Source organism: Pseudomonas sp. Pme6b (assembly GCF_058129925.1).
Map to the genome: position 1 here is coordinate 3203636 of NZ_CM176704.1, position 13743 is coordinate 3217378.

The 13743-nt window shown below is 57.5% G+C and carries 13 protein-coding genes, 1 tRNA gene and 1 pseudogene; 10 read left to right on the forward strand and 5 right to left on the reverse strand.

From position 1 onward, the window contains the following. Window positions 1-4 precede the first annotated feature (4 nt). From AC4ANE_RS14455 to AC4ANE_RS14485, 7 genes and pseudogenes are all read left to right on the forward strand, one after another. On the forward strand, window positions 5-1888 hold the full coding sequence (locus AC4ANE_RS14455; protein WP_002553752.1) for an IucA/IucC family protein: 1884 nt from the start codon (window positions 5-7) through the stop codon (window positions 1886-1888). Beyond that, complete coding sequence (locus AC4ANE_RS14460) at window positions 1878-2798, forward strand: ABC transporter substrate-binding protein (RefSeq protein WP_010214057.1); 921 nt, start codon at window positions 1878-1880, stop codon at window positions 2796-2798. The genes AC4ANE_RS14455 and AC4ANE_RS14460 overlap by 11 nt, the downstream gene beginning before the upstream one ends. Beyond that, window positions 2795-3784 (forward strand): FecCD family ABC transporter permease, encoded by a 990-nt coding sequence (locus AC4ANE_RS14465; protein ID WP_002553754.1) that lies wholly within the window; start codon window positions 2795-2797, stop codon window positions 3782-3784. Before AC4ANE_RS14460 ends, AC4ANE_RS14465 begins: the two co-directional genes overlap by 4 nt. Then, window positions 3777-4807 (forward strand): annotated as a pseudogene (locus AC4ANE_RS14470) (FecCD family ABC transporter permease). Before AC4ANE_RS14465 ends, AC4ANE_RS14470 begins: the two are co-directional and overlap by 8 nt. Before the next feature lie 10 nt (window positions 4808-4817). Further along, window positions 4818-5609, forward strand: a complete 792-nt coding sequence (locus AC4ANE_RS14475; protein ID WP_002553756.1) for an ABC transporter ATP-binding protein — start codon at window positions 4818-4820, stop codon at window positions 5607-5609. Further along, complete coding sequence (locus tag AC4ANE_RS14480) at window positions 5606-6385, forward strand: IucA/IucC family C-terminal-domain containing protein (protein ID WP_002553757.1); 780 nt, start codon at window positions 5606-5608, stop codon at window positions 6383-6385. The genes AC4ANE_RS14475 and AC4ANE_RS14480 overlap by 4 nt, the downstream gene beginning before the upstream one ends. Further along, a complete protein-coding gene (locus AC4ANE_RS14485; protein WP_002553758.1) occupies window positions 6382-7020 on the forward strand; it encodes an RraA family protein in 639 nt (212 codons plus the stop codon). Before AC4ANE_RS14480 ends, AC4ANE_RS14485 begins: the two co-directional genes overlap by 4 nt. 4 nt (window positions 7021-7024) lie before the next feature. Here the strand turns inward: AC4ANE_RS14485 and AC4ANE_RS14490 are convergent, their stop codons facing one another. Together AC4ANE_RS14490 and AC4ANE_RS14495 are read right to left on the reverse strand one after the other, a co-directional pair. Beyond that, a complete protein-coding gene (locus tag AC4ANE_RS14490) occupies window positions 7025-7471 on the reverse strand; it encodes an NUDIX hydrolase (RefSeq protein ID WP_002553759.1) in 447 nt (148 codons plus the stop codon). Between the two features lie 365 nt (window positions 7472-7836). Next, window positions 7837-8817, reverse strand: a complete 981-nt coding sequence (locus tag AC4ANE_RS14495) for an IS5 family transposase (protein ID WP_044424202.1) — start codon at window positions 8815-8817, stop codon at window positions 7837-7839. A gap of 312 nt (window positions 8818-9129) precedes the next feature. Here AC4ANE_RS14495 and AC4ANE_RS14500 point away from each other — a divergent pair, with 312 nt between their 5' ends. From AC4ANE_RS14500 to AC4ANE_RS14510, 3 genes are all read left to right on the forward strand, one after another. Continuing rightward, complete coding sequence (locus AC4ANE_RS14500; RefSeq protein WP_080394808.1) at window positions 9130-9318, forward strand: hypothetical protein; 189 nt, start codon at window positions 9130-9132, stop codon at window positions 9316-9318. A gap of 160 nt (window positions 9319-9478) precedes the next feature. Beyond that, on the forward strand, window positions 9479-9694 hold the full coding sequence (locus tag AC4ANE_RS14505; protein ID WP_031599121.1) for a recombination protein NinG: 216 nt from the start codon (window positions 9479-9481) through the stop codon (window positions 9692-9694). A gap of 596 nt (window positions 9695-10290) precedes the next feature. Beyond that, a complete protein-coding gene (locus AC4ANE_RS14510; protein WP_044424107.1) occupies window positions 10291-10926 on the forward strand; it encodes a DUF2625 domain-containing protein in 636 nt (211 codons plus the stop codon). Window positions 10927-11242: 316 nt separating this feature from the next. Here AC4ANE_RS14510 and AC4ANE_RS14515 read toward each other — a convergent pair. From AC4ANE_RS14515 to modC, 3 genes are all read right to left on the reverse strand, one after another. Next, window positions 11243-11328: transfer RNA gene (locus tag AC4ANE_RS14515), tRNA-Leu, on the reverse strand. A 167-nt stretch (window positions 11329-11495) separates the two neighbouring features. Then, on the reverse strand, window positions 11496-12566 hold the full coding sequence (locus tag AC4ANE_RS14520) for a DNA topoisomerase IB (protein ID WP_002553423.1): 1071 nt from the start codon (window positions 12564-12566) through the stop codon (window positions 11496-11498). Between the two features lie 87 nt (window positions 12567-12653). Continuing rightward, window positions 12654-13742 carry a molybdenum ABC transporter ATP-binding protein gene (modC, locus tag AC4ANE_RS14525; protein ID WP_002553424.1) on the reverse strand — a complete coding sequence of 363 codons (1089 nt, stop codon included), beginning with the start codon at window positions 13740-13742 and terminating at the stop codon, window positions 12654-12656. Window position 13743 lies beyond the last annotated feature (1 nt).

The window sequence follows — 13743 nt, forward strand, 5'->3', positions numbered from 1 at the left end:
TCCGATGAACTTCACTTCACTCGCCGCTGACCTGGTCATGCAGGATCTGGTCGATTGCCTGCTGGCTGAAGATTTCTTTGGCCGCGAGCCATTGAGCCTGCAGGACACCGCTCACTGGCAAGCGCGCCACCCGCACGCCCCAAAACTTGAAGGGCAGAGCAGCACACAGCAAATCTGGGAATGGTGCTGCGATGACTCGGAGCAGCGCTTCATCAGCGCCGCGCTGCGCCCAGGCATTACTCAACAATGGGAGAAAGTGCCCGGCACGCCGGTGCTGGGCCGTCAGGCTGAGCGCTGGACACAGTTGTCCCCGGAAGAGTTCATGAAATGGGTATTCGCCGGTAAAACAACCCTGCTTCAGGACAGCGAGCGCCAGGACAATGAAAAGGGCATAGCGCTGTTTCTGGAGGTGTTGCGCATCAGTGTCTGGCAGACCGCGTTGTCGCTGGACCATAAAGTCGACGAGCACAACCTGATGGCACAGGATGGCGCTACGTTCTTCAGGACGATGGAACAGTGGGCTTCGCTACGTGATCGCCCATACCATCCACTGGCCAAAGCCAAGCAAGGCTTGAACGAGCAGGAATACCAACAGTATCAGGCTGAGTTTGCCCGGCCGGTGGCGCTGAACTGGGTCGCCGTCGACAAAACCTTGCTGCAATGCGGTGACGGAGTAGGGGATTTGCACGAGTCTTTCCCTGCTCGCCACCTGCTGCCAGAGAATCTGCAAGCTGTCCTTGAGCAGGAACTGCAACAGCGCGGCATTGCCGACAGTCACGTTGCGCTGCCGGTTCATCCTTGGCAATTCGAGCATGTTCTGCAGGTCCAACTGGGCGATGCCTTCACCAGGGGCGATTGTCAACGTCTGGCCTTCAACGAGGCCGCGGTATACGCCACCTCATCGCTGCGTTCGATGACACCGTGCCTCGACAGCCCCGATTACCTCAAATTGCCCATGGCGATCTATTCGCTCGGCGCGTCCCGCTACCTGCCAGCGGTGAAAATGATCAACGGCGGGCTGAGTGAAAAACTGTTGCGCCAGGTTGTCGACAAGGATGAAACCCTGAGTCGCTCGCTGCACCTGTGCGACGAACGCAAATGGTGGGCGTTCATGCCACCCCAAGCCACTCTGTTCGACGAAGGCCCCCGGCATCTTTCGGCCATGGTGCGAGGCTATCCGGCAGCTTTGCTCGACGATCCGGAATGTCGCCTGCTGCCGATGGCGGCGCTGGGTACACCGTTGCCAGGCAGCAATCGGCATTTCTTCGATGAGTGGATGGACTATCGCGACCTGCCGCGCAATCAGGCTTCGGTACTGACACTGTTCCGCGAGCTGAGCCACAGTTTCTTCGACATCAACCTGCGCATGTTCCGCCTGGGCATGCTCGGCGAGGTGCATGGCCAGAACGCAGTCATGGTCTGGAAAGCCGGTCAGGCACAAGGGCTGTTGTTGCGCGACCACGACTCGTTGCGTATTTTCGTGCCCTGGCTTGAGCGTAACGGCATGCGCGACCCGGAATATCGAATCAAGAAAGGCCATGCCAATACGCTTTATCATGACCGTCCTGAAGACCTGTTGTTCTGGCTGCAGACACTGGGCATTCAGGTAAACGTGCGGGCAATCATGGATACTCTGGCCCAGGTGTATGAGGTACCGTTAACAGCGCTGTGGACGGTATTGCGCGATGTTTTGGATAATCTCATTACAACCATCGAATTTGACGACGAGGCGCGTGCCATGATCAGGCATCAACTGTTCGAAGCCCCCAACTGGCCGCAAAAACTCCTGCTTACACCCATGATCGAGCGCGCAGGCGGACCGGGCAGCATGCCGTTCGGCAAGGGCGAGGTGGTCAACCCGTTCCACAGGTTGCGCCGTGCAACCTGACCAACATTTGCATCCTTCGCGGCGCACGGTATTGCGCCTGTCATTGGGGTTACTGGCGCTGCCCGGCATTGCCTGGGCAGAGCCATTGCGCGCAACGCCACCAAGAGTCGTCACCTTGTTTCAGGGGGCGTCCGACAGCGCCGTGGCCCTGGGCGTGACGCCGTGCGGCGTGGTGGATTCCTGGAGCGAAAAACCGATGTACCGCTACCTGCGCCCGGCGCTGGCGGTGGTACCGCATGTGGGCCTGGAAACCCAGCCTAGCCTTGAAGATATCGTGCTGCTCAAACCCGATCTTATCGTCGCATCACGCTTTCGCCATCAACGCATCGCGCCGTTGCTCGAGCAGATCAGCCCCGTGCTGATGCTGGAAGAGGTGTTCGAGTTCAAGCGCACGCTGGCGATGATGGGCGCTGCCATGCTGCGTCAACAGCAAGCCATGGACCTGCTTGACCAATGGCAACAGCGTGTGACGGCGTTACGCAGTCAGTTGCAGGAAAAATTCGCCGGGCGCTGGCCGATCACCGTATCGGTGCTCGACATTCGTGAAGATCATATCCGCAGCTATCTGCCCGCCAGCTTTGCAGGTTCGGTGCTGACCGAACTGGGCTTCGCCTGGACGCCCACTGCCCGCGAAGCAACGGGCGTTTCCCTTAAACTCAGCAGCAAAGAGAGTTTGCCTGTGGTCGATGCCGACCTGTTTTTCATTTTTCAGCGCGCGGACAGCAAAGCCGCGCAGCAAAACTACGACAAGCTGGTCCGACACCCGTTCTGGCAACAGTTGCGCGCAGCGCAGGATGGTCAGGTATGGCGCGTGGATGCCGTTGCCTGGAGCCTGTCCGGTGGCATTCTGGGTGCCAACCGCATGCTCGATGAAATCGCTCGCGTGGCCATGGCGGATAGTCCCTCATGACCGCTGCGGTAAAACTGGGTCTGGGACTGTTGGTGTTGATAGCGTGCATGGGATTGAGCCTGGCAACCGGAGCCACCTGGATATCGCCCTCTGCGATTGTCCGAAGTGTGTGGCAGCCCGATGCGCTTAGCGCTATCGAGCATGTGCTGCTCGATACGCGCCTGACGCGAACCCTGATGGCCGTCGCCGTGGGTTCCAGTCTGGCGGTTGCTGGCGCGCTGATGCAGGCACTGACGCGCAACCCGCTGGCCTCGCCCGGTCTGTTCGGCATCAATGCCGGGGCGACGTTTTCGATCATTGCCTGTTCGTCGTTGTTTGCGCTTTCGTCAATGAGCCAGTGGCTGTGGTGCGCGTTCATTGGCGCGGCGGTAGCAGGGACTATTGTCTGGATAATCGGCAACCGCGGGCAGGGCAGTCTCAACCCATTGCGAATTGTGTTGGCCGGCGCGGCGATTACCGCGCTGTTTACTGCGTTCAGTCAGGCGTTACTGGTAGTCAATCAGGACGGTCTGGACACCGTATTGTTCTGGCTGGCCGGTTCCTTGTCGGAACGCGATCTAGCCACCGCCGCGCCATTACTGATATGCGTGGTTGTGGCACTGGCCGGGTCACTGGTGCTGGCCGGGCAGGTCAACGTGCTCAATACCGGAGAAACCATCGCAACCGCATTGGGCCAGCGTACAGGCTTGATTCGCCTGCTGATGAGCATCGTGATCATTGTCCTGGCGGGCAGTGCTGTAGCGTTGGCCGGGAGCATTGGTTTCATCGGGCTGCTGGTGCCGCACATGGTACGCAAGACACTGTCCATCGATCATCGCTGGCTGCTGCCCGGCTGCGCGTTGCTGGGCGCAACGCTGTTGCTGCTGGCCGATACGCTGGCGCGGGTGGTGATCGTGCCTCAGGAAGTGCCGGTGGGCGTGATGACCGCACTGTTCGGCGCGCCGTTCTTTATTGCGCTGGTTCGCCGGGGGGCACGTTATGGATAGGCATCTGACCCTGCGCTACCGCGGTTTTTCCAGGCAGTTCAGCCTGACTGCATTGATACGTCTGTTGATCGGCGCAACGCTGACATTGCTGATCGCTCTGGGCTCGCTGGCTGTGGGCAAAATCAACCTGTCGCCCGCGACCCTTTTGAATGTTTTTACCGGTCAGGCGGATGCAAGTCTGGTTTTCATCGTCGAACAACTGCGCATGCCCCGACTGGTGTTGGCAGCACTCGTCGGCGCGGCGCTTGCGGTGTCCGGGCTGATCCTGCAAAGCATCATCCGCAATCCGCTGGCTTCGCCGGACCTGTTGGGTATCACCAGCGGTGCCAGTGCGGCGGCAGTGTTGTATCTGTCATTTTTCTCGGCTGCATTGGGGGCGCAATTCCTGCCTTTGGCGGCGATTTGCGGTGCAGGCCTTGCCGCACTGGTCATCTATCTGCTGGCGTGGAATCAGGGCGCTTCACCATTGCGCATGGTGTTGATCGGGGTAGGGGTGTCGGCCCTGCTGGCAGCGGTGACGACATTCGTTCTGGTGTTCAGCCCGCTGACCACTACCTTGTCGGCTTATGTCTGGCTGACCGGGAGCGTGTATGGTGCCAGTTGGCCGGAGCCTCGCGCCCTGGCGGGCTGGCTGGCGCTGACTTTGCCGCTGCTGGTGCTGCTCGCCCGACAGGTGCGCATGCAGCAGCTCGATGATGATCTGGCTCAGGGCATCGGTGTGCGTGTGCAATGGCTGCGCGCCGGGCTGCTGCTGGTGAGTGTTGCGCTTGCAGGTCTGGCGGTTGCGTGGGGCGGGGCCATTGCCTTTGTCGGCCTGATTGCACCACACATTGCCAAACGCCTGATGCCACCGGGGTTTACCGGACAGGCGCTGATGGCGGCGCTGATCGGTTCCAACCTGGTAATGCTCGCCGATCTGGCTGGCCGCACGCTGTTCCTGCCACTGGACCTGCCTGCAGGGATTTTTGTCGCGGTGCTGGGCACACCGTTTTTCTCTATTTATTGATCAACCAGCGGCATTAAGGAATTACGGATGGCGTCAATCGCAACCCACGACCTGACCCTGAGTTACCAGCGGCAGGTGATCATCGACAGCCTTGATCTGCAGTTGCCCGCGGGCGAGGTGACCGTTCTGATCGGCAGTAACGGTTGCGGCAAAAGCACCTTGCTCAAATCCCTGGCGCGTCTGCTCAAGCCGCAGCAGGGCACTGTGGTGCTCAACGGTGGCGATATCCACCAGAAATCCACTGCTACGGTCGCGCGCGAACTGGCGATTCTGCCGCAAATGCCAAGCGCCCCGGAAGGCATCAGCGTACGTCAGCTGGTGGCACTGGGCCGTTATCCCTATCAGAACTGGATGCAGCAGTGGTCCGTTCAGGATGAAGCCATGGTCGAACGGGCGCTGGCGCAGACCGGTATGCAGGAACTGGCCGAGCGGCCCGTTGATGCGCTGTCAGGCGGCCAGCGTCAGCGCGCGTGGATCGCCATGACGCTGGCCCAGGATACCGACATCGTATTGCTGGATGAGCCGACGACCTTTCTCGACCTGGCTCATCAGATCGAAGTGCTGGACTTGTTACGCGACCTCAATCGCCAGGAAGGCAAGACCATCGTCATGGTCCTGCATGATCTGAACCTGGCTTGCCGTTATGCCGATCACATGGTCGCCGTCCACGAGCGCACCGCCTTTGCCCAGGGACGTCCGGCCGACATCCTCAGTGAAGCACTGGTCAAGCAGGTCTTCGGCCTTAATTGCCGGATCATCGCCGACCCGTTCTTTGGTACGCCGCTGTGCATTCCCTTTGGCCGGGAACTGCCGCAATGAGCCTGGCACAGGCTTTCAGCGAGCCTGAATGGGCGCTGCTGTCCGGGGCGCTGCGCCTCAAACACGCAGTTGACCGCGATACCCGCTCGTTGCCAGCCCGTGCATTGCTGGACGACGAGGTGTGCGAACAATTGCTTGCAGCATTGGGGCCGGTCATCGGCTCTCCGACGCAGGCGATCACCGCGTCGCTGCTGGCCAAGCGCTTTTCTTTCCTGAGCACCGGTGCCTGCCTTTACGCCATGTCGGTCTACGACAAGGGCTTGATCCTGTCGCTGGACAATAGCGTGATTGAATACGCACACGAGGAGGGCCTGTGGACCTCTTCAATGCCCTTGGACGACGTAACACCTGCGGGTTATGAGCCGGGCACTCGCGAGGCGTGGCGGGAGGTGATTGTCGGCACCTTGTTCCGCGACCTGTTGCAGCCTCTGTGGGAGACCTTCAACCGTATCACTGGCATTTCCCGGCGCATCCTTTGGGAAAACACCGCCGTACGTGTCTATTCGCTGTACGACAAACGTATGGAAAAGGTTGAAGACCCGGCGATTCGACAGCGCTATGAAGCAGATTTCGACTGGCTGCTGAATCAGGCCGAGCCGGCACTGTTCGGCCTGAACTACAACCCGCTGAAACACTTCCGCCGCCCACCGGTTTTGCTGGAAGCAGAGGGCAAAAGCATCCGTTTTCGACGCACCTGTTGCTTCTATTACGACGCCAGCAACCCCGTCGAGTATTGCTCGACCTGCCCGTTATTGAGGCCAAAAAAATGTCGATGAACAAGCACATTGCACACCGTCAGCAACAACTCAGTGACGCCGTGATAGAGCAATACCGGGGCATTGCCGCCTCCACCATCGGCCACCTGACTGACAGTGGTTATCTGCCAGGGATCAGACCGCTGTTCGACGGCGCGCGACTGGTCGGCAACGTGGTTACAGTCAAAGTACAGCTACCCGACGGCAGCATCCTGCGCGATGCATTGCTTAACAGCCTGCCTGGCGACGTGCTGGTCATTGAGTGCGTCGGCGACGATCATTGCGCCTGCTGGGGCGAGCTGCGCACCCTGGCCGCGCTCATCAAAGGCCTGGCCGGCGTAGTCATATCAGGCGCGGTTACCGACGTCGCCGCCTTACGCGAACATCGTCTGCCGGTATTCAGCCGAGGTATCAGTGCTGTGACCACGCGAAGCCTGGGGGAATGTGGCGAACTCAATGGGCAGATTAATATCGGTGGGGTTGTTGTTAATCCGGGAGACATTGCCATTGGCGATGACGACGGAGTGTTCATTCTGAGTGCGCAGCAGGCGAGTGAGTTGTTGCCTGGGTTGCTGGCCAAGGAACAAGCGGACCATGACAAACGGGAGGAGTTTTTGCGACGACTGGACAGGGATGAAGCACCTGCTGCCGGTTAGCACATTAATCCAGCAGAGACGCATTCTTGAGTAGATCAAACAGCCCTTCAGGTACAAGCGTAGATTCGCGGGTAAAACTGGAACCAGAATGCCACGCGGCCTTGAAAGTTGCCCCGTCGCTTTCAAGGCCATCCAGCCAGGGCTTCTTATAGATTTCTGCGTCGTCAAATCTTGCATCGTAGACCTGCACGATCTCGTGCCCTGGCTTGCCCGCGTAGGTAAAAATGCTCTCCAACGTGCCAATCAACCGAACGTTGCTGATCGAAAAGCCCAGTTCTTCATACACTTCCCGGACCACGGCATCGATACTCCGTTCGCCAAATTCTATGCCTCCGCCAAGAGGGCGAAAAAGCGTTTGCTTTCCAACGACGTCGTGGAATTCGTTGACCAGTATTTTTCCCTGGTGGTGAAAAACGCAAAGAGCGAGGGCACGAATGCGCGGTTCTGACATGAATAAATCTCCTTTCCAGCGTTCTGCATGAGTCACACACAGACGTCATCAAGTTGTTGTTCAGCCATTATTCAGGTGAATAGCTGACCGACAGCCACCTTGCAATTTAATTCCGTGCAAACTTACAATTAATTGTCATGTATTAACCGTTATCGTACGACCAGACAGGCAATCTGGATCCTAATCAGATTTCGGAATTTACATCAGGATTTTCCGACGTTTAGTTGACCAGCGCGCTAAGGATGCTCCGATCAACTTGCCGCGCAGCGGTGGCAAGCCGTAATTTGCCAGGCACATAGCGCTATTTTTCTGAAAACGGTCTGATGCAGTGTGAGTCGAGCGCGTTTTTCGCTCGGTTTTCCGTGTTAAGCGCGCAACTCACCCAAACCCATTAGTCGCTTTCGAGCCATCCACAGGTTCGACAGGGCGAACAGCGTGGTCAGTTGGGCCGTGTTTTTCATCAGCCCACGAAAGCGTACTTTCACGTAACCAAACTGGCGCTTGATGACCCGAAACGGATGCTCGACCTTGGCGCGTGTCTGCGCTTTGCAGTACTCGATCTTGCGCTTGGCTTTGTACAACAGGCTGCGTTTGTTCAGCTTGGAATACGTGCTGCGCCGCGCCGCGATTTGCCAGATCACGTTACGATTTTCGTGCTCTTCACGCTTCTCGACACCGGTGTAGCCAGCGTCCGCATAGACCGCGTTTTCTTCCCCGTGGAGCAGTTCGGCGACTTGAGTGACATCGGCCACATTGGCCGCAGTGCCATGGACGTGATGAACCAGTCCAGACTCAACGTCAGCGCCGATGTGGGCCTTCATACCGAAGAAATACTGGTTACCCTTCTTTGTCTGATGCATCTCGGGATCACGCTCGCCGTCTTTGTTCTTGGTCGAGCTTGGGGCATGAATAATGGTGGCATCGACGATGGTGCCCTGGCGCAGCGACAGGCCTTTTTCCTGCAAATAACCGTTGATGACCGCGAGGATTGCAGGAGCCAGTTGATGTTTCTCCAGCAGGTGCCGGAAGTTCATGATCGTGGTGTCTTCCGGTATCGGCGCACTCAACGTCAGGCGTGCAAACTGGCGCATGGGGGTGATTTCGTAGAGCGCTTCTTCCATGGCCGGATCACTCAGGGAGAACCAGTTCTGCAGCAGGTGAATGCGCAGCATGGTTTCCAGCGGATAAGGTTTTCTGCCACCGCCGGCCTTGGGGTAGAACGGTTCGATCAGGCCCAGCAGACCTGTCCAGGGGACGACCTGATCCATCTCGGCGAGGAAGCGTTCGCGGCGTGTCTGCTTGCGCTTGCTGGCATATTCGAAATCGGAAAAGCTCATCTGGCTCATGGGAGGCTCGGATCAGGTGGTCAGGCGATTTTCGCATAACCGGGACTTGTTCGGAGATTCCCTAAAGGGATGTTCTCCAAATGACTCGCTCACTCTCCAGTTTGCAGCGATACCTGAAACGGTCGCCATCGTCCCGTCGATAGGCTATCTCAGGTGGATTTTGCTGAACCGTCTTCATGGTTCTGGTTTTACGACCCATTTCAACTGAAAGGGCAGCCTTGCATATTTCCGAGGGCGAGAAGTCAGCGCCTTGGGCTCTGGCAACATGAAAAGGCTTAAACTGACTCACGCTTTTTATGTGGAGTTTCAAGTGTGAACAGGCTTTTAGAACGATTGCTTGCCCTTGTTTTGTTTGTGCCTCTGATGTTTGCAGGTGCGTGGCTTGGGTTTGAGATACCTGGAATAGATCACGGCACACGGACAGTATTTTTCGTCGGCTGGATGATCGCTATGGCATTTGTTGTCGATCGAATCTGCACAAGAGTATTCAGGGAAAAGTAGGCAGTAGATCCGGGATCTGTACGACCGCGCCTGGCAACTGAGTAGGGGGCTGGAGATGATGCTTTCAAACCTGAACATTTCCAAGAGGAAGAGCATGAGTCCAGCGTGTGCCTCGCATTTGTAACGTCGTCATCAGTGGGGGGGCGGCGGCCCGGGTTGCATGCTTGCGATCGTGCCGGCGAACAGAGACACGGCGCGAAACGCAATTGCCGACCTAGAGCCACGAGATCTCAAAATCTTCAAGCAGAAGCTGAAGAGCGGGGCGGACTTCATAAGAGATGCTCAAACCGGATTCAACGCCGTCATTCGTGAGAGGTACATGAATCTGCCGTGCATCTGCTGTGAGCCATATCGGCATCGTCTCCATGCTGAATGAACAACTGAATCGGAACGCCTGATTCGTAAAGAGGCCGCTGCTCGCGCTTACCAGTCTGGTGGGCTGGTGAGGATGCTTGTTAAGAAGCCGAGTGTTCAGTAGGTCAGGTTTGCTTTTGGTAGGGACTCATCTTTACCGCTAAAAGAGCTCGTTCCTTCGTAAGAGGCTTCAGCGCCGCCTGGAAGTCTGCCATGCGCTAACCCCATATGCTTTCTGATCCGCTGTTAATACTGGCACCGGTCAATCATTCAAGCTCGAAGGAGTGACATTGCTCAGGGCAATTACGTCGGGGGGTGAAAAAACGTTGAGGACCCTACTTTGCAGTAACTGTGGATGTGTCAACCACTGTCAGGCGTTGGACCCTAAGCCGGGTGCTGATAGCTGGGCCTATTTGGACTGGGCCGGGCGAGGTGTATTGTGGCATGGTCGCTCCTTGCGTAGCGGGAGGGGTGCGACTTGTAACGGCGATGGTTACTCTGTCTATTTGGAATTCAGCACCTTGGATGTGTACCAGTTTTCCCGCAGGCCCCGGCTCACTATCAGTGACTGAACACAGTCATCATAAATACCACGTTTACTGTTCTCATGGATCAGCAATGAAAGAATTGAAAGACCTTGTAGACCATCGGGAACCTGCATTACCTCTAGTTGAGAAAATGCTGGCAGACGCATCTGTGAATCATCAATTGCTGCCTTCGTCCGCCGAAAGTTCGAGAGTTCTCACCCGTCTTCAGGTGACAACCAGATCAACGCTGGGCACCATTGCTTACCACACGGGCGGGCTATTGATCGATCACGGCTGGCTTCGTGTCTTGGGTTCCGGCCATCCACTATTGCCTCGAAATCTCGCTGACTGGAACGAAGGTCGCGCAGACGGTTGCTTGCTTGTTGCCGACGATGTCGTCGGCGGGTTCTTTGCTATCAATGGCGGTGGCTTGGGCGATGATGTTGGAGAGATGTATTACTGGGCGCCAGATACGTTGAAGTGGGAACAGTTGGAAATTGGCTATACGGACTTTCTAAGCTGGGCTTTGAGTGACCGAATTGCTATTTTTTACGACGGATTGCGATGGGAAGGCTGGCGTAACGACTTGAGAACGCTTGGCTCAGACCAATGCTTCTCGTTCTTTCCGTTTCTTTGGACACAGGACGGCTCGATCGATAGAAGCAGCCGGGCAATGATTGATGTCATCAAGCAGTTTGAAATGAACGTCGATCTGTCTCGCTTGTAAACTGCCGTGTTCAACTGGACAAATAATGTTCTGCGCCGCTTTCATTAAGGCTACTGCGTGGTTGATCCTTCTTCATCGCTGTCTTCTGTTCGGGGTCAAGGTCGATGGAGCTTTCTTTGGCGTATTTGACGTGCGCAGAGCGACCCCCAATCGCTGTGACAGCATTCAGCGGTCGAGTGCTTCAGATCTGGAGGTGTGGTCGGTGGGCTGAAGGCCGCCGGAGGATTGAAACAAGAATTGCGGACCACGACTGTTTTTGCGGAACAAAACAAAAAGGGCCTACCCAGCAAAATGCCCAGTAAGCCCTTCATATATGTGGTGCCCCGAGCCGGGGTCGAACCGGCACGTCCAAAGGACGAGGGATTTTAAGTCCCTTGCGTCTACCAATTTCGCCATCGGGGCGGTAGCGCCAAGAGCAGGGAATATATACACCCGGCCCCCATGAAGCAAGCTTGAAAGCGTCACAAATGACTCGGAATGCCGCTTTTTTGCCTGCCGGAAATGCTTGGTAAATCATGAGGCTACGAAATTTTATTGGAGCAAAGGCTGACTTGCAGCGTTCAGACGGCTCAGGCTTTGCTCTCTTTCACCACCGCATCGTTCACTACAGCCTCGACCTTGTCAGCCAGTATTCGCAGGTAGCTCGCCAGGGCGACTTCCTCCAGGCGCAGGCCTTTGCGTTGCCGGGAGCGGGGGAGTTTGGCCAGGTTGCCGAGCAGGAAGCCTTCCAGTACTGCGGGGTGGATGTAGCATTTTCGGCAGATGGCAGGGGTGTTTCCCAGTTGTTTCGAGACCGCCTTGACCATATCGACGATGTGCCGCTTGGCGTCGGCCTCCGGCTCCCAATGCAGTTTCTGCAACGTCGCGAGCGCCAGCGCACTCGCTGCCCAGGTCCGGTAATCCTTGGCGGTGAAATCCGAGCCGGTAAGGCTTTGCAGGTAGGCGTTGATATCGGATGACGTCACCGCATGGCGCACGCCATCTTCGTCCAGGTACTGAAAGAGGTTTTGTCCCGGCAATTCCATGCAACGCTTGATCACATTGGCCAAGCGCCGGTCTTTGACGCTGACCTTGTGTTCAACGCCGCTTTTACCCCGGAACTCAAAGAGGATCTGGCCGCCCTTTACCTCGACATGCTTGTTGCGCAGCGTGGTCAGGCCGTATGAGCGGTTTTCCTTGGCGTACTGGCTGTTGCCGATGCGGATCAGCGTCGCATCCAGCAATGAAATGACCGTCGCCATGACCTTTTCCCGGCCCATGCCCGGCTGCGCGAGTTGTGCTTCTATCTGCTTGCGAACCTTGGGCAGCGCATGACCGAACTCTATCAGGCGCGAGTATTTGTCCTGATCGCGTATCTCGCGCCAGCGCGGGTGGTAGCGGTATTGTTTGCGGCCGCGTGCGTCACGTCCGGTAGCCTGCAGGTGGCCCATCGGGTCGGCACAGATCCACACATCGGTGTAGGCGGGCGGGACTGCCAGCGCGTTGATGCGCTTGATCTCCGACTCGTCCTTGATGCGTTTACCCTCAATGTTGAAGTAGGCGAATTTGCCGCGCAGTACCTTGCGCGTAAGGCCCGGCTGAGTGTCGTCTACATAATGCAGGTCACTGGCGGGCTGGCTGATGGCAGTCGAGTCAGGCATGGCTAATTTCCAAAGGCAGTTAAAAACACTGACCTCGGTCTTTTACCGTGGTGCCGTTTATTTGCTGACTGACCGGTTTTCAGGGCATCAGGCCAGTACGGCAACCGCCTTGATCTGCGCCCAGAGCGACTGGCCTCTGTGCAGGTTCAACTGGTCACTGGAGTAGCGCGTGATGCGCGCGAGCAAAGGCGTGCCCCCGGCGTCCAGTTTCACCAGCACATGTGCCGAGTTGTCAGCCAGCGCTTCCTCCATCACCGTGACCGGCAAGCGGTTGAGAATGCTGCTTTGATCGTCGGGTTGCAGGTTCAGGCTGACATCCCGGGCCTGAACCTTGACGCGCAGAAGGGTGCCGATCTGCATTTCGGCGTGTGCGACGCGCATGCACAATGTGCTGTCGGGCAGCGTCACGCTCAGTAACTGGTAATGACGATCATAGGCGCTGACCGTGCCTTCAATGACCACGCCCGCATCGCCGCCCATGGCCAGTGGCAGGTCCAGCCGCGCCAGTGTTTCGCGAATCGGGCCGCTGGCCAGTACGTTGCCGGCTTCAAGCAGCACCAGATGATCTGCCAGGCGTGCAACCTCATCCTGAGCGTGGCTGACATACAGCATGGGGATGTCCAGCTCTCGATGCAGGCGTTCGAGGTACGGCAGGATTTCACTTTTGCGCCTGGCGTCCAGCGCTGCCAGAGGTTCATCGAGCAGCATCAGGCGCGGGCTGGTCAACAGTGCGCGTGCAATGCCCACGCGCTGACGCTCCCCACCGGACAGCTTGTCAGGACTGCGCTCCAGCAGATGGTCGATGCCGAGCAGTTCAGTGGCCTGCGGCAATTGAATGTTGCGCTGCTGACGCGGGATGCGTTTCATGCCGAATTCCAGATTGGCCCGCACGGACAGGTGCGGGAACAGGCTGGCTTCCTGAAATACATAGCCGATCGCCCGTTTGTGCGGAGCGAGGAAAGCGCCTTTTTCAGTGTCTTGCCAGACTTCATCATGAACACGAATGAAGCCCTGGCCAGCTTTTTCCAGCCCGGCAATGCAGCGCAGGCAGGTGGTCTTGCCCGAGCCCGAAGGCCCGAACAGTGCTGTGATGCCCGACCCCGGCAGGGTCAGGTCGGTACGCACGGTGAAATCCGGGTAGGTCATGTGCAGGCGGACTTCTATCGGTGAGGCCATG